The organism is Ruegeria sp. YTSC325 (genome assembly GCF_059609525.1).
The window spans coordinates 278,545-301,801 of sequence record NZ_JBXWLY010000001.1; the positions used below are offsets into that span (position 1 = coordinate 278,545).

At 58.9% G+C, this 23,257-nt stretch carries 23 protein-coding genes; 7 read left to right on the plus strand and 16 right to left on the minus strand.

The window, feature by feature from the left end; all coding sequences use genetic code 11:
* Window positions 1–61 precede the first annotated feature (61 nt).
* From ccrA to AC2FF7_RS01480, 6 genes are all read left to right on the plus strand, one after another.
* Entirely contained in the window at window positions 62–1,348 is a 1,287-nt protein-coding gene (gene ccrA, locus AC2FF7_RS01455; RefSeq protein ID WP_496905087.1) for a crotonyl-CoA carboxylase/reductase, read from the plus strand.
* Between the two features lie 207 nt (window positions 1,349–1,555).
* Window positions 1,556–1,777, plus strand: coding sequence for a hypothetical protein (locus AC2FF7_RS01460; RefSeq protein WP_480866875.1), 222 nt, complete (start codon window positions 1,556–1,558; stop codon window positions 1,775–1,777).
* Window positions 1,713–2,432 carry a helix-turn-helix transcriptional regulator gene (locus tag AC2FF7_RS01465; protein WP_496905088.1) on the plus strand — a complete coding sequence of 240 codons (720 nt, stop codon included), beginning with the start codon at window positions 1,713–1,715 and terminating at the stop codon, window positions 2,430–2,432. The genes AC2FF7_RS01460 and AC2FF7_RS01465 overlap by 65 nt, the downstream gene beginning before the upstream one ends.
* A gap of 82 nt (window positions 2,433–2,514) precedes the next feature.
* Window positions 2,515–3,153 (plus strand): acyl-homoserine-lactone synthase, encoded by a 639-nt coding sequence (locus AC2FF7_RS01470; protein ID WP_496905089.1) that lies wholly within the window; start codon window positions 2,515–2,517, stop codon window positions 3,151–3,153.
* 60 nt (window positions 3,154–3,213) lie between these two features.
* On the plus strand, window positions 3,214–4,746 hold the full coding sequence (locus AC2FF7_RS01475) for an ATP-dependent DNA helicase (RefSeq protein WP_170353500.1): 1,533 nt from the start codon (window positions 3,214–3,216) through the stop codon (window positions 4,744–4,746).
* A complete protein-coding gene (locus AC2FF7_RS01480) occupies window positions 4,743–5,471 on the plus strand; it encodes an SDR family oxidoreductase (protein WP_480866877.1) in 729 nt (242 codons plus the stop codon). Before AC2FF7_RS01475 ends, AC2FF7_RS01480 begins: the two co-directional genes overlap by 4 nt.
* 1 nt (window position 5,472) lies before the next feature.
* On the opposite strand, the gene AC2FF7_RS01485 is transcribed toward AC2FF7_RS01480, so the two are convergent.
* From AC2FF7_RS01485 to trpS, 13 genes are all read right to left on the minus strand, one after another.
* On the minus strand, window positions 5,473–6,240 hold the full coding sequence (locus AC2FF7_RS01485; protein WP_170353498.1) for a TIGR02186 family protein: 768 nt from the start codon (window positions 6,238–6,240) through the stop codon (window positions 5,473–5,475).
* A gap of 2 nt (window positions 6,241–6,242) precedes the next feature.
* Entirely contained in the window at window positions 6,243–7,163 is a 921-nt protein-coding gene (locus AC2FF7_RS01490) for a sulfite exporter TauE/SafE family protein (protein ID WP_170353497.1), read from the minus strand.
* A gap of 248 nt (window positions 7,164–7,411) precedes the next feature.
* Window positions 7,412–8,380, minus strand: coding sequence for an ABC transporter permease (locus tag AC2FF7_RS01495; protein WP_170353496.1), 969 nt, complete (start codon window positions 8,378–8,380; stop codon window positions 7,412–7,414).
* A gap of 2 nt (window positions 8,381–8,382) precedes the next feature.
* On the minus strand, window positions 8,383–9,474 hold the full coding sequence (locus tag AC2FF7_RS01500; RefSeq protein ID WP_496905090.1) for an ABC transporter permease: 1,092 nt from the start codon (window positions 9,472–9,474) through the stop codon (window positions 8,383–8,385).
* A gap of 3 nt (window positions 9,475–9,477) precedes the next feature.
* Entirely contained in the window at window positions 9,478–11,007 is a 1,530-nt protein-coding gene (locus tag AC2FF7_RS01505) for an ABC transporter ATP-binding protein (RefSeq protein ID WP_496905091.1), read from the minus strand.
* 86 nt (window positions 11,008–11,093) lie between these two features.
* The gene (locus AC2FF7_RS01510) at window positions 11,094–12,092 is read right to left on the minus strand and encodes a BMP family lipoprotein (RefSeq protein WP_170353493.1); all 999 of its coding nucleotides are present in this window, start codon (window positions 12,090–12,092) and stop codon (window positions 11,094–11,096) included.
* 158 nt (window positions 12,093–12,250) lie between these two features.
* Window positions 12,251–12,664, minus strand: coding sequence for a GNAT family N-acetyltransferase (locus AC2FF7_RS01515; protein WP_480866883.1), 414 nt, complete (start codon window positions 12,662–12,664; stop codon window positions 12,251–12,253).
* The gene (gene tsaB / locus AC2FF7_RS01520) at window positions 12,661–13,248 is read right to left on the minus strand and encodes a tRNA (adenosine(37)-N6)-threonylcarbamoyltransferase complex dimerization subunit type 1 TsaB (RefSeq protein WP_496905092.1); all 588 of its coding nucleotides are present in this window, start codon (window positions 13,246–13,248) and stop codon (window positions 12,661–12,663) included. The genes AC2FF7_RS01515 and tsaB overlap by 4 nt, the downstream gene beginning before the upstream one ends.
* Window positions 13,238–13,801, minus strand: coding sequence for a NifU family protein (locus tag AC2FF7_RS01525; RefSeq protein ID WP_170751753.1), 564 nt, complete (start codon window positions 13,799–13,801; stop codon window positions 13,238–13,240). The genes tsaB and AC2FF7_RS01525 overlap by 11 nt, the downstream gene beginning before the upstream one ends.
* 69 nt (window positions 13,802–13,870) lie before the next feature.
* On the minus strand, window positions 13,871–14,464 hold the full coding sequence (locus tag AC2FF7_RS01530) for a 2-hydroxychromene-2-carboxylate isomerase (RefSeq protein WP_480866885.1): 594 nt from the start codon (window positions 14,462–14,464) through the stop codon (window positions 13,871–13,873).
* Window positions 14,465–14,920: a universal stress protein gene (locus AC2FF7_RS01535; RefSeq protein WP_170353488.1), complete on the minus strand. Its 456-nt coding sequence runs from the start codon at window positions 14,918–14,920 to the stop codon at window positions 14,465–14,467.
* 60 nt (window positions 14,921–14,980) lie between these two features.
* Window positions 14,981–15,844, minus strand: coding sequence for a branched-chain amino acid aminotransferase (locus AC2FF7_RS01540; protein WP_496850057.1), 864 nt, complete (start codon window positions 15,842–15,844; stop codon window positions 14,981–14,983).
* A gap of 59 nt (window positions 15,845–15,903) precedes the next feature.
* A complete protein-coding gene (trpS, locus tag AC2FF7_RS01545; RefSeq protein ID WP_480866887.1) occupies window positions 15,904–16,932 on the minus strand; it encodes a tryptophan--tRNA ligase in 1,029 nt (342 codons plus the stop codon).
* 86 nt (window positions 16,933–17,018) lie between these two features.
* Here trpS and AC2FF7_RS01550 point away from each other — a divergent pair, with 86 nt between their 5' ends.
* Window positions 17,019–17,705: a rhomboid family intramembrane serine protease gene (locus tag AC2FF7_RS01550; RefSeq protein ID WP_480866888.1), complete on the plus strand. Its 687-nt coding sequence runs from the start codon at window positions 17,019–17,021 to the stop codon at window positions 17,703–17,705.
* Here the strand turns inward: AC2FF7_RS01550 and murJ are convergent, their stop codons facing one another.
* The 3 genes from murJ to AC2FF7_RS01565 are packed head-to-tail and all read right to left on the minus strand — an operon-like array spanning window position 17,706 to window position 23,195.
* Window positions 17,706–19,247: a murein biosynthesis integral membrane protein MurJ gene (gene murJ, locus AC2FF7_RS01555; protein WP_480866889.1), complete on the minus strand. Its 1,542-nt coding sequence runs from the start codon at window positions 19,245–19,247 to the stop codon at window positions 17,706–17,708.
* Complete coding sequence (locus AC2FF7_RS01560; protein WP_496905093.1) at window positions 19,244–22,063, minus strand: [protein-PII] uridylyltransferase; 2,820 nt, start codon at window positions 22,061–22,063, stop codon at window positions 19,244–19,246. Before AC2FF7_RS01560 ends, murJ begins: the two co-directional genes overlap by 4 nt.
* A complete protein-coding gene (locus AC2FF7_RS01565; protein ID WP_170724091.1) occupies window positions 22,023–23,195 on the minus strand; it encodes a penicillin-binding protein activator in 1,173 nt (390 codons plus the stop codon). Before AC2FF7_RS01565 ends, AC2FF7_RS01560 begins: the two co-directional genes overlap by 41 nt.
* Window positions 23,196–23,257: the final 62 nt, after the last annotated feature.

Sequence of the window (23,257 nt, forward strand, 5' to 3'; positions counted from 1 at the left end):
CTCATCTGGTAACGCAGGCGATTCTGCATCGCGGCGAAGGGTTAGATAAAAGGAGGCCAACATGGCTCTGGACACCGAAAGCGGTATCGCGTCCTACGACGCGCCGGAAAAAGACCTCTATGAGATGGGCGAAATCCCTCCGATGGGATTTGTGCCTAAGAAAATGTATGCGTGGGCGATCCGTAAGGAACGCCATGGCGAGCCGGACACGGCCATGCAGCTGGAAGTGGTCGATGTGCCCAAGCTGGACAGCCACGAGGTGCTGGTTCTGGTGATGGCGGCTGGTGTGAATTATAACGGCGTTTGGGCGTCGCTGGGCAAACCGATCAGCCCGTTTGACGGTCACGGTCAACCGTTCCATATCGCGGGTTCGGATGCTTCGGGCATCGTCTGGGCCGTGGGCGACAAAGTGCGCCGCTGGAAAGTGGGTGATGAGGTCGTGATCCATTGCAATCAGGATGACGGCGACGACGAAGCCTGCAATGGCGGCGATCCGATGTACTCCGACAGCCAGCGTATCTGGGGCTATGAGACACCGGACGGGTCTTTTGCCCAGTTCACCAATGTCCAAGCGCAGCAGTTGATGCCGCGCCCCAAGCACCTGACCTGGGAAGAAAGCGCCTGCTATACGCTGACACTGGCCACCGCCTACCGGATGCTTTTCGGTCACGAGCCGCATGACCTGAAACCCGGTCAGAACGTTTTGGTTTGGGGCGCTTCGGGTGGTCTGGGGTCTTATGCGATCCAGTTGATCAATACGGCGGGCGCAAATGCGATCGGTGTGATCTCGGATGAAAGCAAGCGTGATTTCGTGATGGGTCTGGGCGCAAAGGGCGTTCTGAACCGCAAAGATTTCAACTGCTGGGGTCAGCTGCCTACCGTAAACACGCCGAAATATGCCGAGTGGTTCAAAGAGGCCCGCAAATTCGGCAAGGCCATCTGGGACATCACCGGCAAGGGTGTGAATGTCGACATGGTGTTCGAACACCCCGGCGAAAGCACCTTCCCTGTCTCGACCTTCGTGGTGAAAAAGGGCGGCATGGTCGTGATCTGTGCTGGCACCACCGGATACAACCTGACCTTCGACGTGCGTTATATGTGGATGCACCAGAAGCGTCTTCAGGGTTCGCACTTTGCGCATCTGAAGCAGGCATCGGCGGCAAACCAGCTGATGGTCGAGCGTCGTCTGGACCCCTGCATGTCTGAAGTCTTTGCGTGGAACGAGCTGCCCGAAGCCCACATGAAAATGATGCGCAACGAGCATAAGCCCGGCAACATGTCGGTTCTGGTTCAGGCACCGCGCACCGGAATGCGCACCCTCGAAGAGGTTCTGGACGCACGCGGGTAACAGGCCTGCTTCTCTAGAAATTGCGCCCGCGAATCGTTAATTCGGTTCGCGGGTGCGTTGCGTTTTGGGCGCGGGTGATCGTTTTCAACGACTTGCAAAACCCGACCCCGCTATTTTTGGGGAGTAGAAACCAGTGAATAGCCGCAAAAACACTGCACATGTTATGGTTGTGTTAACCCTTCGTTAACCGTTTCGGAGCGACTCTAGATGGCGAAAAATGAGTGGATACTGGACGTTTTGTCGGATCTCAACGCATTCGCCGTTGAGAACGGTTTGACCGCGCTTGCCGAGCAGTTGGATGACACCAAGCTGATCGCAGCGGCCGAGATTGCGTCCTTGAAGGATGAGGCTCGGACGCCCGCGAATGGGAACAACACCGGATATGGCTCAGGTCCTGGAGGACTTGGAAAACACCAGCACGCTTGGTGAACTAAGCGATGTTGCCGTCAGGTTGCGCGACCGGCTACAGGTTGAACATCTTATATATCATTGGGTTGACGGGGCAGGTGACCAGTACGGTTATACCACCTATCCCGACGCCTGGGCAGAACGATACCGCGAGCGGAATTACCACCGTATTGATCCGGTAATTCTGGGCTGTTTCCAACGCTTTCACCCGGTGGATTGGAAGTCCTTGGACTGGTCGGGCAAGGTGGCGAAGAGTTTTCTTCAGGATGCGCTCGAACACGGGGTGGGCAATCAGGGCTATTCTATCCCGATTCGAGGTCCTAATGGTCAGTTTGCCTTGTTCACCGTTAACCATTCCTGCGACGATAACAGCTGGAAAAGATTTATTGATGCGCATGGGCGCGAGCTGATTTTGATTGCTCATTATTTCAATCGCAAAGCGCTGGAATTTGAAAGCGCTCGTCAACCGGACGTACCGCGCAGTCTTTCACCTCGCGAGGTGGATGCAATGACCCTGTTGGCGTTGGGCTATAGCCGCGCACAGGTTGCGCACTCGTTGTCGATCTCGGAACACACCTTAAGGGTCTATATCGAAAGTGCCCGAGCCAAACTTGGGGCACAAAACACGACCCATGCGATCGCAACAGCGCTAAGCCGAGGATTAATAGTCGTATAACGGCCGCGCGCACCTCGAACGGTAAATTAACCACGACTTCGTACCCCCTTCGTTCCTGCACAGGACGACAAGGGGAAATGTCATGTTGCGCTATTTGTTTGCCGACGAACTTAACAAGTTTCCGGAGCTCGCCGGCGGAATGTTCCGCGACCGAGCCGATCAGTTCAAAACCCGACTGGGTTGGGACGTATATGTCAATGAAAGGGGGGAAGAGCGGGATCAGTATGATGATCTGAACCCGCTCTATGTTATCTGGGAAGAAGAAGACGGCAGTCATGGCGGCTCGATGCGTGTGTTGCCGACAACCGGGCGCGTTATGGTAAACGAAGTCTTCGGACATTTGACCGGAGGTGAGCCGATCCACAGCCCACTGATCTGGGAGGTAACGCGGTTTTGCCTGTCGCGCACCGCTAGCCCGCATACCGCCGGTGCTATCATGCTGAGCGGGGGCGAAATCATGGAAGGGTTCGGCCTGACCCACATCGCCGGCGTGTTTGATGCACGAATGATCAGGATTTACCGGCTGATCGGGTCGTCTCCGGTGGTGTTGGGGTCGCAAGGAACGGGGCGTGATCAGATTTCGGTAGGGCTGTGGCCTTATTCTTCTGACGATTGCAACCGTGTGGCCGAACGGGCCGGCATCCCGCGTGAACTGTCGCGTCTTTGGTTCAAGACCGCTTTCGGAACCGCGCGGCAGCATCGGTTTGCTCTGTCGGCATAACTTGCGGAAAAGCGGAAACCGCATCTGGTGATAGCTGGCGCGGCCTTGTAGGGTCGCGCCATGTCTACGCCCCTCGTGACCTTCTCGGACGATCAGGCCGCCGCCTATGACAACATCGCAGAGATGTTGAGGTCGGCAGGCGTTGATCTGGATGACGATGCCTTGCTGAAACTGCCGGGCAACGGAAAATCCGGTGTGATGGCGGTGATCGGCAAGGCTGGGTCGGGCAAGACGCTGCTGTTGGCCGAGCTTTATAAGGCGCTGGCTGAAACTGGCGTTCAGATCGTCTCGGGCGATTTTGAAAGCCGCAAGGCGCGGGACAAACGCAGCCTTGCAATTCTGGCCCCCACCAACAAGGCCGCCAGCGTATTGCGGTTGCGCGGGGTTCCTGCGACCACGATCCACCGCATCCTCTATACCCCGGTCTATGACCCAGAATATGAGCGGATTGCCGAGTGGCTGGCCGGAAACGACGAACGCCCCGAGATCGAGGGGCTGACGGACGAGGCACTGGACCGTGCCGCCGCGTTTTATGAAAACAACAAGTCCATTCCGGGTGCATTGGCCGCGGCGGGGCTACGTGGTTCGGATTTCATTACTGGCTGGAAGCGTCGGGAAGAACCCTTGGATATAGGGTTCGTGGACGAAGCTTCGATGTTGGATGACCGGCAGTTCGAGGACCTGCAGGAGATTTTCCCAACGCTGTTGCTGTTTGGCGATCCGGCGCAGCTTGCTCCGGTCAATCAATCGGGTAGCATGGTTTTTGATGGTCTGCCCGAGCCGCGTAAGCAGATCCTGCACCGGGTGCACCGCCAGACTGCAGACAACCCCATTCTGGATTTGGCCCATGCGCTGGCGGACCCTGCCATGGGGTTTGAAGATTTCGAGCGTCTGGTTGAACAAACGGCCCGGCAGGATGACCGCGTCGTGTGGGGGCAGCGGGTCGAGGTTGATCTGATGGCCCGCAGCCCGGTTCTGGTGTGGCGCAATGCGACACGTATCCGTTTGATTCAGGCGTTTCGGCAGGTGCATGGTGCCCCGGACACCGAATTGCTGGAAGGCGAGCCGCTGATCTGTGATGGGATCGAACTGCCCTTGAAGCATCGCAAGAAGCGTCTGGACCTTGAAGCGCGCGGGCTGATCAAAGGGGCGCAGGTTGTTTATCTGGGGCCGGGTCGCAAGCCGGGTTTTTCGCGCCTGCACGTCATGGGGGCCGAGGACCCGCAGGTCAGCGCGGCCTCGATCGTGAAAATCGAAATGCCAGATGAGGAAGAGCCGTTCATCCCCTATGCCGCCCGCATGGGCGCGACCTTTCTGCATGGGGCGGCCGTGACCATCCACAAGGCGCAGGGCTCGCAATGGGACACGGTGCAGGTCTTTGCACCCGATATCTACGCGGCTGCTCGGATGGGCCGAACCGAAGCGGGGCAGCCCCTTTGGAAACGTCTGGCCTATGTGGCCATCACGCGTGCGCAGGAACGGTTGATTTGGGTGGTGCGAAACCGTTTGGCCAAGCCGACTTATCCTCTGCGCGTGGATGATCTGAGGGCGGTTCCGGCGGCCTCGCTGACATTGGAGGCGGAAGAGACATGAAGACGATCGTCGTAACCGGCGCAAGCTCTGGCATAGGGCGCGCCACAGCCGAGCTGTTTCTGAATGAGGGTTGGACCGTAGGTTTGTTGGCCCGCAGTGCCGATAAGCTGGACGAAATTGCGCAACAGCACCCCAAGGCGATAGTTCTGGCTGCCGACGTGACGGATCCGGTTGCGGTATCTCGGGCCTTTCGGACGTTTTCCAATAGGGCGGACAGGCTGGATGTCCTGTTCAACAATGCGGGTATCTTTGCCCCCGGCGGCACCATTGATGAGATCGCGTTGGAAGACTGGTACCAAAGTGTAAACGTCAACTTGAACGGAATGTTCCTATGCGCGCGCGAAGCCTTTCGGATCATGCGACACCAGTCGCCTCAGGGCGGCCGGATCATCAATAACGGATCGATTGCAGCCCACGTGCCGCGACCAAATTCGGTGCATTACTCGGCAACGAAACACGCGATCACTGGGTTGACGCGTAGCCTGTCTTTGGACGGGCGGGCATTTGGCGTTGCCTGCGGTCAGATCGATATCGGCAACGCGCGGACGCAGATGGTGCAGGATTTGGTAGACAATGCCGTCGCAGCGGGGCAGCTGCCGGACCCCACGATGGACGTTGGTGACGCTGCCCGTTCGGTGCTTCACATGGCCAGTTTGCCGCCCGATGCGAATGTTCAGTTCATGACGGTTATGGCGACCACGATGCCTTACATTGGGCGTGGGTAACTCAGGTTTCGCGTAGTAGCCGGAAGGCGGTAGAAGCGCCCCAGCCAGCGGCAATCGCGATGACCAGAGACATCAGCCCATACCAGACGGGTTGTTCGCGGGACATTGTATAAAGGAACCGTTCCAGCCCCACTTTGCGCACGTCGATGATGGTTTCAAACTGCGACACGACTGCGCCGCCACGGGTGAGGAAAATGCGCGCCGCGTACTCACCTTCGGTCAGGTCCGCTGGCATGTCGATTGAGGTCCGAAATAAGGTTTGTTCGTCCACTGCAACCGTGTCCTCGCGGATGGAATACAGCCCTTCGTCTTCGCGGATACGCACGACGGCATCAGCGAAGTCCTGTGCCCCGCGAATGTGCATCGCTGCACCGACAGACCGGATCGCACGTTCAATCGAGACACGATAGCGTAGGTCTTCGGTATCCGATAGAATGTCATCCAGCGGCGCGCTTGTTGCGACGGCGTAGAAACTGGGCGCAAGGTCGACCAGAACGCTGTCGGTATTGACCCAAATGCCAAGCTTGCGTTCTTTTCTGCGAACGGTCACCGGGCTGGATGGCCCCGCAACGGCGACGATGACCTCAAGCGGGGGACCGGACGGAATGGGTGTTTCGCGTTTGACGGCCCCGAAAATCAGAATCTCGGACCCGTCAAACGTGGCTGTGATCGCCACGCGATCCTGGCTAAGGCCAAGAACAACGGATTCTTCTTCGGCCAACGCGGGCGTCACGCACAGGGCAAGCAAAAGGATCAGGCGCTTCAGCATGATCAGTGCCCCCCTTCCACGCCCAGCGAATACAGCTCGGACGGTTCTAAAAGCAAATCAAGCGCCAGCTTTCCGCAAACGACCAAAACCAACGCAGCCAGCAGAACGCGCAGCTGCTCGGCCGGCATACGCGCGCCGATCACCGTGCCGATCTGCGCGCCTATGACGCCTCCGACCAGCAGCAGAACAGCCAGAACGATATCGACCGTATAGTTCGTTGTCGCGTGCAGCATCGTGGTGAACGCTGTTACGAAAATGATCTGAAAAAGCGAGGTGCCGACGACAACTTTGGTGGGCATTCCCAGCAGATAGATCATAGCAGGCACCATGATAAAGCCGCCTCCGACCCCCATGATCGCTGAAAGAACCCCAACGCACAGCCCGACCACAATCGGCGGGATGACCGAGATATAAAGGCCCGAGGTGCGGAAACGCATTTTGAAGGGCATGGCATGCACCCAGCCACGCTGTCGTCGTTTCGCAGGCGCAGCGCCACCTTTTTTGGACTTTCGCAGCGCATTTAGGCTTTCGATGAACATCAGGCTGCCGACCACGCCGAGGAAGACGACATAGCACAGGGTAACCAGCAGATCGACCTGACCAAGACTTTTGAGGTAGTTGAATACCACCACCCCAAGGGCCGCGCCCATTAGACCTCCCGTCAGTAAGACAGTGCCCATCTTGAGGTCGACGGTCTTACGCCTGAAATGGGCCAGAACACCGGAAAACGAAGACGCGACGATTTGGTTCGCCTCGGTTGCCACAGCAACGGCCGGAGGGATGCCGATAAAGAACAGAAGCGGCGTCATCAGGAACCCGCCGCCGACGCCAAACATGCCGGAGAGGATACCGACCATACCGCCCAAACCCAGCAGCAGAAAAGCGTTAACAGAGACTTCGGCGATAGGAAGGTAGATCTGCATGGGGCACTAGGTCTTGTTAACAGGTGTGTTAGGTGATGATATGCGGTCCGTTTCCGGAAAGAGCTTTGAATTCTGCGTGAGGCGTGGCTTTGAACCCATTGGGCAATTTACCCGGGTGGGTATGTGTCCGGAATTGGCTGGCACAGGAAACACTCGCATACCTCTTTAGAGCGTCTGCGGCATGCAAAATCAACTGTGCATGCCGCTCTGCAGCGAACAGGACTGAAATCTGTCCGAAACTGGACTTATCACCGCTCTTTCACATAGGGCTCGCCACCCGCGCGGGGTGGAACAGCTTTGCCAACGAACCCGGCGAGAATCACCACGGTCAGGATATAGGGCAGGGCATCCATGACCTGTACCGGGATGACAACACCGCCCAGATCAATATTCTGGAATCGCAGCGCAACAGCCTGAAGCAAACCGAACAGCAGACACGCACCCATCGCATGCCAAGGCCGCCATTTGGCAAAGATCAGCGCGGCCAGTGCGATGAAACCCCGTCCGGCGGTCATTTCCTTGACGAACCCGGCTTGCAGGGCGGTCGCCAGATAGGCACCCGCGATCCCGCACAGCACGCCGCAAATCGCCACGGCGGCAAAGCGCAGCCCCACGACCGAGACACCTGCGGTATCTACAGCAGCCGGGTTTTCGCCCACTGCCCGCAGGCGCAAGCCAAAGCGGGTGCGGTAAAGAATCCACCACGTCAGCGGTACCATCAGGAAGGCGACATAGACGAGGATGGAATGCCCCGACAGAAGCTCGGAGTAGATCGGTCCAACGATGGGTACGCCGCTTATGGCGTCGGCAAAGGGGAAGTTGATCGGCTCGAACCGGCCGCCGCCGAACAGGGACGGAGTTCGCCCGCCCTGCTGGAACCAGCTTTGTGCGACCAGAACGGTCATCCCCGAGGCCAGGAAGTTGATCGCGACGCCCGAGATCAGCTGATTGCCCCGGAACGTGATCGACGCAACGCCATGAAGGGCCGACAGGATCAGTGAAGCCCCGATTCCTGCCAGAAGGCCCAGCCAGACCGAGCCGGTCACAGCGGCCACGGCGGCCGAGAAGAAGGCGGACATAAGCATCTTGCCCTCAAGCCCGATATCAAAGATACCAGCGCGTTCGGAATAGAGCCCCGCCAGACAGGCCAGCAGCAGTGGTGTTGCAAGTCGGATGGTCGAGTCGAGGACTTGGACGAGGGTTACGAAAGCTTCCATCACTACGCTCCTTTCCGCAGGCTCAGGAACAGCTTTTCAAGCGGCATCCGTACCATGTTGTCCAACGCTCCGGTGAACAGGATCACAAGCGCCTGAATGACCACGATCAGCTCACGCGGGATCGAGGTCCACAGCGCAAGTTCTGCACCGCCCTGATAGAGGAACCCGAACAGGATCGCTGCAAGGAACACCCCGAACGGGTGCGACCGCCCCATCAGCGCCACGGCGATGCCGATAAAGCCCGCGCCCTCGGTCGAGTTCAGGACCAGACGTTCCGCCTCGCCCATGACGTTGTTGATGGCCATCATTCCGGCCAATCCGCCCGAGATCAGCATGGCGATGATGGTAATGCGCACCGGGGAAATCCCGGCATAGACGGCCCCGGTTTCCGAATGGCCATAGGCGCGGATTTCATAACCCAGCCGCGTCCGCCAGATCAGCGCCCAGACCGCGACACAGGCCAGCAAGGCCACGAAGAACGAGATATTCGCGGGCGCGCCCCGGAACAGAGCATTCTCGGCGGTTGAGAACATGGATTGGAAGGTTGGCAAATGCACCGTTTCGGGGAAACGCGCGGTTGCCGGGTCTTGCGAGCCCTGCGGGCGCATCACGTTGACCAGCATATAGTTCAGGAAGGCTGCCGCGATGAAGTTGAACATGATCGTGGTGATTACGATGTGGCTGCCGCGCTTGGCTTGCAGGTAGGCGGGGATTGCCGCCCACATGGCACCGAACAGGGCCGATCCGACACAGGCGGCCAGCAGGGCAATGCTCCAGTGTGGCCAGTCGATATAGAGGCACACCATGGCAACGCCCAGACCGCCCAGCATGGCCTGACCTTCGCCGCCGATGTTAAACAGACGCGCGTGAAATGCCACGGCTACGGCCAGACCTGTGAACATGAAGTTGGTCGCGTAATACAGCGTATAGCCCCAGCCGTAGGTCGACCCCAGCGCGCCGGTGACCATCAGGTTCACGGCCTCGATGGGGTTTTCACCTATGGCGAGGATCACCAGCGCCGAGAGGATTGCGGCCAATACCAGACTGATCAGCGGAATCAGAACGACATCGGCCCATTTGGGCATTTTATCCATGCTTCACGCGGCCTTTCCCGCAACACCGGCCATCAGCAGGCCCAGCTCTTTTTCATCCGTCTCATGGGGCAGGCGTTCGCCCATGATATGTCCGTCAAACATCACCGCAATCCGGTCGGACAGCGAGAAGATCTCTTCCAGCTCGACCGAAACCAGCAAGATCGCCTTGCCCTGATCGCGCAGAGCAACGATCTGTTTGTGAATGAACTCGATCGCACCAATATCCACGCCGCGTGTTGGCTGACCAACCAGCAACAGATCGGGGTTCCGCTCAATCTCGCGCGCGACGACAATTTTTTGTTGGTTTCCGCCCGAGAAGTTCTTGGCCGCCAGCCAGCCATCGGGCGGGCGGACGTCGAACTTTTCCATCTTGGCCTCTGTATCAGCGCGTAGGGCAGCGTTGTCCATGAACAGCCCCCGCTTGTAGGCCGGGTCGCGGTGATAGCCGAAGGCCACGTTCTCCCACGCGTGAAAGTCCATGATCAGACCTTCGCGCTGGCGGTCCTCGGGTACATGCGCAATCCCTTGCGCACGGCGGTTTTGACCATCCGAGCCCGCCCCGCTTAGCACCAAGGGCGCGCCGTTCAGGCGGATCGTGCCTTGACCCGGACGCATCCCGCCCAGAACCTCAAGCAGTTCAGACTGGCCATTACCGGCGACGCCAGCGATGCCCACGATTTCGCCCGCGCGGACGGTCAGGTCGATGCCTTTGACCCGCTCGACACCCGCACCATCGGTGACACTCAGATTTTCAATCTCAAGCACGGGCTGGCCGGGGTTTGCGGGCAGTTTATCCACCTGCAACAGCACTTTGCGCCCAACCATAAGCTCGGCCAGTTCCTGCGGGTTGGTATCGGCGGTTTTGACTGTGGCCGTCATCTCACCACGCCGCATGACCGAGACGGTGTCGGTGTTTTCCATGATCTCACGCAGCTTGTGGGTGATCACGATGATCGTCTTGCCCTCGGACCGCAGCCGGTCGAGGATGCGGAACAGCTGATCGGCCTCGGCCGGGGTCAGAACCCCGGTGGGTTCGTCCAGAATCAGGATCTCGGCCTTGCGATACAGGGCTTTGAGGATTTCGACACGCTGCTGCATGCCCACGCCTATTTCGTCGATACGTTTGTCAGGGTCGACGAACAGCTCGTATTCTTCTTCCAGCGCTTTCAGTTCTTTACGCGCTTTGGACAGCGAGGGGGCAAGCAGCCCTCCGTCCTCGGCACCCAGAACGATGTTTTCCAGAACGGTAAAGTTTTCCACCAGCTTGAAATGCTGGAACACCATCCCAATACCTGCCGCAATCGCAGCCTGACTGTCGGGAATTTCGGTCTTGTCACCGTTGATCCAAATCTCGCCCTTATCGGCCTTGTAAAAGCCGTAGAGGATACTCATCAGCGTGGATTTGCCCGCACCGTTTTCACCGATGATCCCATGGATCGATCCGGGGGCGACGCTGATGGAAATGTCTTTGTTGGCCTGAACCGGCCCAAAGGCTTTGGAAATCCCTTTGAGCTCAATGGCGGGGACGGTCATGTCTTGTCCTCAGATTGCCGAAAGGGCCGCATGGCGCGCGGCAGAGTGGAGGCCGGGCGGAGGCTAAAACCCCCGCCCGCGCGATATCAGAACTGCAGTGCGGGGCAGCTGTCGTTCTCGTAGTAGCTGGTCACCGTGACATTGCCGTCAATGATGTCCTGACGCGCCTTGTCGACCGCGCCTTTCATCTCGTCCGAGACCAGCGACGCGTTGTTGTCGTCCATGGCAACGCCCACGCCTTCTTCGGCCAGACCCATGGCGAAGACGCCGGTTTCAAGGTTCTCACCCGCTTTCATCGCGTCATAAACGGCAACGTCCACGCGTTTCAGCATCGAAGTCAGAACTTTGCCCGGATGCAGGTGGTTCTGGTTGCTGTCTACGCCGATCGACAGGATGCCTTCGTCGGCAGCGGTTTGCAGAACACCCACGCCGGTGCCGCCTGCGGCTGCATAGATCACGTCAGCACCTTGGCTGATCTGCGCTTTGGTCAGCTCGGACCCTTTCACCGGGTCGTTCCATGCAGCCGGAGTGGTGCCGGTCATGTTGGCAACAACTTCGATATCGGGGTTCACAGCTTTTGCGCCCTGGGCATAACCACAGCCAAAGTGACGGATCAGCGGGATGTCCATGCCGCCAATGAAGCCAACGGTGCCAGATTCAGACGCCATTGCCGCCATCATACCAACCAGATACGAACCTTCATGCTCGGCAAAGCCGATCTGACGGATGTTCGGAGCGTCCAGCCAGTTCACGTCAACCGCGACAAATTTGGTGTCGGGGTAGTCGCCCGCAACTGCCGACAGCGGATCGGCCATGGCGAAACCCATGGTGATGATCGGGTTCAGACCAGCCTCGGCAAAGCGACGCAAAGCCTGCTCGCGCTGGGCTTCGGATTGCAGTTCGATTTCGCGATAGCTGCCACCGGTTTCATCGGCCCAACGCTGCGCGCCATTATGGGCGGCCTCGTTGAATGACTTGTCAAACTTACCACCCAGGTCAAAGATCAGGGCCGGTTCAGCCAAGGCCGCACCTGCGGTCAGTGCGACGGCTGCGGCGGCGCCCATCAAGGATTTCATCAGGGTCATTTGTTACTCCCGTTGTTATTGTCGGTCGGAGCCAAGATAGCCCCGTTCACCCACTAAGAGCGAGCATATCTGTTGTGATGGCGGGAATTAAGGCCGTTTGCAACAGCCGGGGTCAACTGATTTTTGACCATTTGGTCGAGAAAAAATTCGACGACTATTCAGGTCAAGTCACATTCCATCACGAGAGCGTCAATTTTCTGATTGTTTTCGCGCACATAGTACGATTTGCGTAATCCACAGGGGCGGTAGCCGCAGCTATGGTACAAGGACAGCGCCGGAAGATTGTCCTGCGCCACATCCAGAAAGGCGCGCGTCGCGCCCAATCTTTGGGCCTTTGCATGCCACTCGGCCATACGGATTCTTGCGAGCCCCTGACGCTGCAGGTCAGGATGCGTCGCTATTGTCAGCAGTTCCGCTTCGTCGGCGATTACCTGAAACAAAGCAAAGGACGTCGCGATTCCGACTACGTGAGTAAAACGATTCTGCAGTAAATCCGCGAATTCTGCCTCGGACCACGGGCGGGATTGTGTAAAAGCCGCAGAATGGGTTTTGGAAAGGGCTTGCGGAGTCATCCGTCCAACAAAACCGGTGGCGAGTCTTTGGACGGGGCCGCATCTGCCGCGCGGATGTAAAGCGGCGCTGGCGCGCTGTTTGTGGTTTGCCACTTCTGAGAAGTCACATTTGCGATCCCGCGAACCTGCACTTCGGGGTCATCGTTGAAAGCCAGTGGACCTAGTGATTCTGCCTGTTCAAGCGGGATCAAGGCCGGGTCTTGACCCTCGGGTGAGATATACACTTGATCCCGTGGTGCGCGAATGGCCGGTAAAGCGCCTTGAGTTTCTTGCGCCAGCGCCTCAAAACCCGAAACGCCGACGGCCGGAACGCCAAGGCCCAACGCCAGCCCACGCGCAGCGGACACCGAAATTCGGATGCCGGTGAAATTGCCCGGCCCGATACCAACGCCGATGGCTGAAAGGTCTTTCCACGTGTATCCGGCCTGGGTCAGCAAATCTTCCAGCATGGGCATCAAGTGTTCTGCCTGACCGCGTGTCATGGCGTCGACTTGAACCGCAATGATCTGATCTCCGCGCAACAAAGCGGCCGCGCAATGCGCGGCCGATGTGTCAAACGCCAGAATCAGCGGGTCAGACGGCAACGGGGCGAACCTCGGTCACTTCAGGGATGTAGTGACGCAGCAGGTTCTCGATCCCCATTTTCAGTGTCAAGGTCGAGGACGGACAGTTCGCGCAAGCCCCTTGCATGTGCAGATACACAACGCCGCGGTCAAAACCATGGAAGGTGATATCGCCACCATCTTGGGCCACAGCAGGCCGCACGCGGCTATCCAGAAGGTCCTTGATCTGATTAACGACTTCCGCGTCTTCGCCGGTGTGTTCGGCATGGCCAGATGCGGTTGTGGCGTCAGCAGCCATGACCGGCTGGCCCGACTGGTAATGCTCCATAACTGCGCCAAGGATCGCGGGCTTGATGTGGTCCCACTGAACATCGTCAGATTTGGTGACAGTCACAAAATCATTGCCAAAAAAGACGCCGGTTACGCCGTTGACGGTGAAAATCCGGTTGGCCAAAGGTGACTTCTCAGCCGCTTCTGCCGATGGAAAATCTGCGGTGCCCGCCTCCAGCACAGTTTGACCGGGCAGGAATTTCAGGGTTGCAGGGTTCGGCGTGGATTCGGTCTGGATGAACATAGCGCGGCTCCGTTTCAGTTGCCTCTGATATGCGGGTCCGCGCGCGGGAAGTCAAGATTTGGAACGATTCTAAATTTCAGCCGCCAGCTTTATCGTCTCATCTAGCCGGTCATCGCCCCAGAACAGTTCATCCCCGACCAGAAAACTGGGGGCACCGAACAGTCCTTTGGCCTGCGCGATCTCGGATTGTTTTTTCAACGCAGCTTTGATCTGAGGGTTTTGCGTCCGGCTCAGCGTCTCTTCGGGCAATCCGGCGGCGGTCAGACAAGTAACCAGAACCGCGTCATCAGCGATGTTCTGGCCATGGGCAAACTCAGCGGAATAGACGGCGCGGACAAAGGCGGCTTTTTGGGCCGGGTCTTCGATGGCCAGCGTCAGGCGGGCCGCCTTCAAGCCGTTTTGCGGAAATGGATCGGGGCGCTGGAACGGCAGGCCGCGGTGGGCGGTCAGACGCTCCATATCGCGCCACATATACTGCCCTTTGGCTGGATAGAGGTTGAAGGGCGAATCCGTCCAGCCCTGTGCAAAAAAGATCGGGCCCAGCAGGAAGGGCTGCCAATCGACACTCACGCCATGCCGGGCGGCGGCCTCTTCGATCCGCATCGCGCTGAGGTAGGAATAGGTCGAGGCGAACTCGAACCAGAACTGAATGCTGCGGGGCATCTAGGTGATTTCTTCCAGTTTTTCCTTGCTCAGATCACCGGGAACGATGGTGATCGGGATCGGTAAACTGCCGGAGTTTTTGGTCAGTTGCGTCACCAGAGGACCGGGGCCCTTCTTTTCGACTCCCGCGCCCAGTACCAGCACGCCGATCTCGGGATCGGATTGCACGTGTTCGATGATTTGCGCCACTGGCTCGCCCTCGCGGATGGCCAGTTCCGGATCAACGCCCTGCTTGTCACGCATCCATTTGGCGAACACTTCGTAATGGGCGTGGATGCGTTCACGCGATTCCTCGCGCATCACCTCGGCCACTCCGATCCAGTGGTTGAACTCATCGGGGGGAATGACCGACAGGATCGTCACGCCGCCGCCCGTATGGGCCGCGCGCATGGCTGCAAAACGCATTGCGTTCAGGCATTCGCGGCTGTCATCCAATACCACCAGGAACTTACGCATGGGTGTCCTCATTCATTTCGGGCGATCATGCCCGACCAAATGCGCGCTGGCAACCGAAGCCTATCGCGTGCTGGCAGCCCAGTCCCAATACAACTCGCGCGCGCGCCGGGCGACGGGGCCTACCTGATATTGCGTGTCCTGCAACGCCGTGACCGGAGTGATCTTGCTCATGTTGCCGGTCATGAAGACCTCATCAGCTTTGTGGAAATCCTCGAAACTCAGGATCGCTTCGTGCACGGTCACACCGTCTGCACGCAGGTTTTCGATGTGGCGTGCGCGGGTGATTCCGGCCAGAAACGTACCATTGGGGGTGGGGGTGAACACCTCGCCATCCCTGACCATAAAAATGTTCGCAGTCGCGGTTTCGGCCACATGTCCCAGCGCATCCGCGACCAGGGCGTTTGAGAAGCCGTTGGACCGAACTTCTTGCAACATCCGCGCATTGTTGGGGTAAAGACAGCCCGCCTTGGCGTTCACAACCGCCGATTCCAGAACCGGGCGACGGAAGCGCGTGTAGCCCAGTGTCACCGACGCAGATTCGGGCGCCATTGGAATCTCTTCCAGGCAAATCGCGAAGCCCGTACTGTTCTCCAGCGGTACGATTGCCGTTCGGTCGCCGTCGATGCCCCAATACATCGGGCGGATATACACCGCCGCGTCCGGCGCATAACTTTCCAGCCCTTCGCGGATGATCTCGACCATCTGCTCGGTGGTCACAAACGGCGTCAGCATCAAAGCCTCGGCCGAGCGGTTCACGCGGGCGCAGTGCGCCTCAAGATCGGGGACCAGACCGTCGAAATAGCGGGCTCCATCGAAGACGGACGACCCCAGCCAAGCGCCGTGATCGGCTGCCCGCATGATGGGCGCATCCCCGTCATGCCACTGACCTTCGAAATAGGTGCGAATATTCTTGCCGACTGCCATCACGCCCTCCCAAGCTTTGCGGCAAACCTAGGAAGACGCCGCGGTAACGTCCAGAGCAATCAGCCCTGTTTTGCGCCAACCATGCCCACGATTTCGTAAGTTTGTTGCAGGATCGGGGCGGCAACAGCGCGCGCCTTTTCTGCCCCATTGGCCAGAATCCGGTCGATTTCGTCCTCTTCGCCCATCAGGCGGGCCATCTCGCCCGATATCGGGGCCAGTTTCGACACGGCCAGCTCGGCCAGCATCGGTTTGAACTCGCCAAACTGCTTGCCGCCAACCTCGGTCAGAACCTGCTCGGCGGTCTGATCGCTGAGCGCCGCGTAGATATTGACCAGATTGCGCGCCTCGGGGCGTTCGGACAGGCCATCCACATCCGAAGGCAGAGCATCGGGGTCGGTCTTGGCCTTGCGGATTTTCTTGGCAATCGTGTCGGCGTCATCGGTCATGTTGATCCGCGTCATATCCGACGGGTCCGAGGACGACATCTTGCGCGACCCGTCCCGCAGGTTCATCACGCGCGGCGCGGGGCCGCCGATGACGGGTTCGGTCACCGGGAAGAACTCGACGCCATAGTCATGGTTGAACTTGATGGCGATGTCGCGGGTCAGTTCCAGATGCTGTTTCTGATCCTCACCCACCGGCACATGCGTCGCGTGGTAGGTCAGGATGTCCGCCGCCATCAGCGCCGGATAGGCAAACAGACCCAGTGAGGCATTCTGAGCATTCTTGCCGGCCTTATCCTTGAACTGCGTCATCCGCTGCATCCAGCCCATCCGGGCGATACAATTGAAAATCCAGGCCAGTTGCGTGTGCTCGGGCACTTGGCTTTGATTGAACAGGATGGATTTTTCCGGGTCCAGACCAGCGGCGATGAAACCGGCGCAGACCTCGCGGGTCTTTTCGCGCAGGCGGGCGGGGTCCTGCCAGACGGTGATCGCGTGCAGATCGACCATGCAATAGATGGTCTCAAAATCGTCGCCCTGCATATCCACGAACCGCTTGAGCGCACCCAGGTAGTTGCCAAGGTGCAGGTTCCCCGACGGCTGGATGCCGGAAAACACACGCGGTGTGAACTGGGTCTCGGTCATCGAAGGGAACTCCCGTCTGGAAAAATTAGCCCCCGTCGCTTACCCATGAGGCAAAGGGACGTCAACAGCCGCGAAAGGCCAGCCCAATGAGCAGTGAGCATTATACACCCGCCGTGAACCCTTTGCCGCCCGTGGTGGTGGCGCTGGTCTTGTTCATTTTCGGGATCGAACTGGCCCTGACGCTGGGCTCGCGCGGGTTGGTCGGCGGGCCATCGGCCGTGGGCTGGCGGCTGGATGCGTTGCAGCACTATTCCTTTTCGCCGGACATTTTCGACTGGATGATGGAAAACGGGCGCTGGCCGTTTGAACATCTGATCCGCTTAGTGACATATCCGTTCGTGTCGGCCAATTTCACTCAGGCCATCTTTGTCTGCGTCTTTGTTCTGGCCATGGGCAAAATGGTGGCCGAGGTTTTTGGCAGCGTGCAGATGCTGGTGATCTTTATGCTGTCGGGCATCGGCGGGGCGCTGGCCTATGCGCTGCTGCTGGACCCGCAATATCCGCTGGTCGGAGGGTTCCCACCCGTCTACGGCCTGATCGGAGCGTTCACGTGGATTTTGTGGCGTAGGTTATCTTTGGTGGGCGAAAACCAGTCACGGGCCTTCAGCCTGATCGCTGTTTTGATGGGGATCCAGTTGTTGTTCGGTCTGATCTTCGGCGGCACGCTGGACTGGGTGGCCGATCTGGGCGGGTTCGCCACGGGCTTTGTTCTGTCATTTGTGGTTGGTCCCGGCGGGTGGGCCCGGATCATTGGTGGTATCCGCCGCGACTGATCAAGACCGCCGCAGGGCCTTTTTGAACTCGTTGATCTGGAAGGCGCGCAGCAGGTGGCCCAGCACAAAATACAGCACTGCCGCACCGATGATGAGGGCCAACAGTGCTACATAGCGCCAGCCTGGCAGGTGAAATGCCCACCCGAACAGGGAAAGCGCGGCAAATAGGCCAACGCCCATCCCAAGCGATGCGGCCACGATCCGCCATGCCCGGTGTTTGAACCGCTTATCAAAGCGCGCCTCCTCGCCCATGCGTCGCGCTCCTAGCGCGAGCAGTCCGACCATGGCCCACCCGGCGACCGAGGCCGCAATCGCAGGCGCAATCCAGCCCAGCAGTGGATAAAGCCCAAAGGCCAGCCCCGCATTCACCACCATCGCCACCACCGCATAGCGGAACGGAGATTTTGTGTCCTCGCGCGCGAAGAACAGCGGTTGCAGCAGCTTTTGCAGCATGAAAGCCGGCAGGCCGATGCCATAGATCGCCACGGCCAGCGCGGTGGCGGCGGTATCCTCGGCGGTGAACTGTCCACGTTCGAACAGGACCGAGACCAGAGGGATCGGCATGATCACAAAAGCCACGGTTGACGGAAGGGTCAGCAGCAGCGTGAACTCTCCGGCGCGGGAAAAGGCGTTGCGGGCGCCGTCTTTGTCACCCGCACGCAGGCGGCGAGACAGGTCAGGCAGCAACACGATTCCAACGGCGATGCCCACCACACCCAAAGGCAGTTGATACAGCCGGTCCGCGGCAAACAACCAACTGACCGCGTTTTCGGTTTTTGAGGCCACAAGCTGCCCCACGACCAGATTGACCTGTGTGACCCCCATCGCCAGTGCCGCGGGCACGGCGATACGGACCATACGGCGCATTTCCGGGCTGAGTTTCGGCCGACCGGGACGGATGCGGATGCCCGCGCGTTCTGTCGCGACCCAGACCAGTGCAAGCTGCGCAACTCCGGCCACGGGGATGACGGCGATCAGCCAGCGTATGACCTCGCCGCCCGACAGGGCTCCGACGATCATGGCGGTGCAGGCGAAAATGTTCAGCAAAACGGGCGCCGCGGCAGCGGCCGCAAAGCGGCCCGTGGCGTTCAGAACGCCCGAAAACAGTGCTGCCAGTGACATGAACAGGATGTAGGGGAACACCACATAGCCGTAATCCACGGCCAAATCGAAACGTGCGTCGCCATAGAACCCTTCGGCTGTTATCCAGACCAATGCGGGCATGAACACCATCGCCAGCCCAACCAGCGCCAGAACCGCCACGGCCAGCAGGTTGAAGGCATCCTGTGCGAATCCTTCGGCGTTCTCGTCCCCTTCCAGCCGTTTGGAAAACATCGGCACGAAGGCCGCGTTGAACGCACCTTCGGCAAAGAAGCGGCGGAACATGTTGGGCAGGCGGAAGGCGGCCACAAAGGCGTCCATCACCGGGCCCGGCCCGATAAAGGCCGTCAGAAGAATTTCCCGAAGAAACCCCAATATCCGGCTGGCCAGGGTCCAGAACCCAACCGTGAACAGGCCCGAGAACAGCCGGATCTGCTTCATGATTCCGCGCGCTCAGCGCCCTCGGTGATGGCTTTGCGCAGCTTGGCTTCAAGCCCGCGCTGCTTGCTGTCCGAGTGGTATTTCAGCCCGAACATGTCTTTGACATAGAACGTGTCCACCACCTGTTCGCCATAGGTCGCGATCACCGCGTTGGCGACATAGACATTGGCTGCGGCCAGCGTGCGCGCCAGATCATAGAGCAAACCGGGACGGTCACGGGTATCGACCTCGATTATCGTGTAGATCTCGGACCCGTCATTGTCGAAGATGATATGCGTCGGCACGTTGAAGGCGCGTTCGCGTTTCTTGATCTTGTCGCGCGATTTCAGCGCGTCACGCGCCACAACTTCGCCCTTTAACGTTTTGTGTATCATCTGCGTCAGGCGTGGCAGGCGGCTGGCTTCGAATGGGCGGCCATCTGCGTCCTGTATCCAGAATGCATCCGTGACATAACCATCTTTGGTCGTATAGCTGCGCGCATCGACCACGTTCGCCCCAACCAGCGCCAGCGCGCCAGCGATCCGCGCGAAAATACCCGGATGATCGCCCATGGCGAAACAGGCGCGAGTGGCGTCGCGATCCTCGTCCGGTTGCAGGCGAATTTCCATCGCGCCCGCGTCGCCACTGTGATCAAGCGCTTGCAACATCTCGGCAAACTCAACATGCGTCGACAGGTTAAGGCCCTGCCAATAGGGGTCGTAATGCCGACCGGTCTCGGTTTTCAGGTCAGCCTTGGACCAATCGGCCAATTCGGCGCGCAGGGTCTTTTTGGCCTCGGCTCCGCGATTGGCACGGTTGAGGTCTTCCATCCCGGTTTCAAGGGCACGTTTGGTTTCCGCGTGCAGCGCCCGCAGCAGAGTGGCCTTCCAGTTGTTCCACGTATCCGGCCCTACGCCGCGAATGTCACAGACCGTTAGAACTGTCAGCAGGTCCAACCGTTTGACTGTTTTCACGGCCTTCGCGAAATCACGTACCGTGCGCGGATCGGAAATATCGCGCTTCTGCGCCATGTCAGACATCAGCAGGTGATATCGCACCAGCCATTCGACCGTTTCGCAATCGGCCTTGTTCAACCCAAGCCTCGGCGCGATTTTGCGTGCCATCTGCGCGCCGAGGATCGAGTGATCTTCGGGCCGCCCCTTGGCAATATCATGGATCAGCAGGGCGACATACAAAACCTTGCGGTTCACGCCCTCTTTCAGGATCGACGAAGCCAACGGGAGGGATTCCACCAGTTTTCCGCGTTCGATCTGGTTGAGGTTGACAATGCACTGGATGGTGTGTTCGTCCACCGTATAGCTGTGATACATGTTGAACTGCATCATCGCGACGATGTGCTCAAATTCGGGGATAAAGGCTGACAGGACCCCCAGCTCGTTCATCCGGCGCAGGGCGCGTTCGGGGTTGCCATGTTTCAGCATAAGATCAAGGAAGATACGTTGTGCTTCCTTGTCTTCGCGCATGTCCTCATCGATCAGGTTCAAATTCGCTGTCACAAGACGCATCGCATCCGGATGGATCAGCATGCCCGTGCGCAACCCTTCCTCGAACAGACGCAGCAGGTTCAGCTTGTCTGACAGGAACTGGTCCGGGTCAGCGACGTCCAAACGACCATGAACGACTTGATACCCTGCCTTGACCCGTGGGCGACGGCGGAAAATCCGTTCCAGCAGCGGTGCGCCCTTCATGTGCGCGGCTTCCAGCTTGGTCAAGAAGATGCGGGTCAATTCGCCCACCATCGTCGCCTCGCGGAAATACCGCTGCATGAAAACCTCGACGGCACGGCGACCGGCGCGATCCTCATAGCCCATGCGATCGGCCACCTCGACCTGCATATCGAAGGTCAGGTGCTCAGTGGCGCGGCCAGTTACCAGATGCAGATGCGAGCGTACGGCCCACAGGAACTCCTCGGCCTCGTCGAAGGCTTTGTACTCGTCTTCTGTTATCAGCCCCAGCGGTACAAATTCAGACACGTCCTGAACGTCGTAGATGTATTTCGCGATCCAATACAGCGACTGCAGGTCGCGCAGCCCGCCTTTGCCTTCTTTGACATTAGGCTCGACCATATAACGCTGGCCCTGCTTTTTGTGACGCTCGTCACGCTCTTGCAGTTTGGCTTCGATAAATTGACGTTCGGTGCCTTTGAACAACTCGTCCCGCAGGCGGGTTTTGAGTTCATCGCCCAAGGCCGTGTCGCCCGCCAGATAACGCTGCTCCAGCATAGCGGTGCGGATGGTGAAATCCTCGCCCCCAAGCCGCAGACAATCCTTGATGGTGCGCGAAGAATGCCCGACCTTCAGACGCAAATCCCACAGGATATACAGCATGGACTCGATCACGCTTTCGGCCCAGGCAGTGATTTTGTAGGGCGTCAAAAACAGCAGATCGACATCTGACGCGGGGGCCATCTCGCCCCGCCCGTAGCCGCCCACAGCCAGAACCGCGATCTTTTCGCCCTGCGTCGGCGTGGCCAGAGGGTGAAGATCGTGGCTTGCGACCTGCATGGCGGTGCAGACCAGTCCATCGGTCAGATAGGTGTAAGAATGGGTCAGCGGCCGGGCGTCGAACGGGCGTTGGGAAAACGCATCAGCGATGGCTTGCCGCCCTGCCTTTTGGGCATCCCGCAGAATGCGCACGCATTCGGCCCGGCGCGCGGTGTTGTTTGATACGTTTTCAAAGGCTTCCGACAGTTGCGCCAGAACGGTGGTGCTGTCGAATATGTCTTGGGCCGGGCAGATCAGCTCACCTTTTGGGGTGAGCGTCAGTGCCGGTCGATCAGAAACCGGCGCCTGAGAAGCTTTGTGGGGCAGGGTCAATCACTACTACCTGTTTGTTCTGGATCGTGGCAACTGCCAGACCGCGTTCGTTGGTACCGTTCGAGCGCAAGCGAAAGATGCCGCCCACGCCCTGGAAACCGGCATTTTGTGTCAGGGCCGAAGCCGTAAGCGCATCCGATTTACCCTGGCTGACCAAGGCTCCGATTGCTGCGATGCCGTCGTATGCCAGCCCGCTGATAGGGTGCGGTGCCTCACCATAGGTATTGTTGTACCGCTGACGATAGGACTGTGCCTTGGCCGGGTCGGGTAGCGCGAACCATCCCCCCTGCACGCCCGGCAATTCAAGCGTCTGAGCCGGAATATCCCAGCGTGTCAGACCGATATATTGCGTCGTTGCTGGCGAGACACCCGCCTCTGGCAGCAACTGCGAATAGAGTGGCAACGCACCAGCCGTGGTTGCCGTAAGGAACACCGAGTCAGCCGCAGATGCATCCACCGTGGCCTTGATTGTCGGAACCGAGTTGATCACGCCCTGCTGGGACCGGTCATAGCCGACTGTTCCAGCGTTGTTGACGCGACTGTTACTTAGCGCGTTGGCGATGGCAGATTGTCCCAACTGGCCTGCCGCATCGTTGCTGTGCACGATGACCATGTTGTTTTTGCCCCGCGAACCGGCAAAATTAACGAGTCGGTTAGCCGTGTTGTCGAAGGTGGGGCCCAGGACAAAGACGTTCCCGCCCGCGATGCTGGTGTTGTTCGAGAACGACAGGACATTCACGTTGTTGTTTAAAACGGCTAACCCTGCCGAGTTTGCTGCCTGCGCGTAAACCGGACCCAGGATAACCTTTGCACCATCCGCCACGGCCCGTTGGGCCACCTCCGCCGCTGTGTTCGAGCTGCCGCGCGTGTCATAAACCCGAAGGTCGATCTGCACATTTTGCAAATCTGCCATGGCCATACGTGCTGCATTCTCAAGGCTTCGGGCCAAGGCCGCATCGCCCGAATTGGCCGATCCCGCCGGAACCAGCAGCGCCACAGGCACCGGCTTAGAGGTGTTAATCGATGGCCCTCCGCCCAGTCCTGTTGTCTCACAGGCGGTCAGAAAAGCGGCGGTGGCCAAAACGGCGGCGGTTTTTGCCAGTTTGCGAACGGGCTTGCAAACGGTAAACATCTGAATGAAAACTCCCTGTCCCGGCGACTTGAAAGACGCCATTTTATTAGGTCGCGATAATA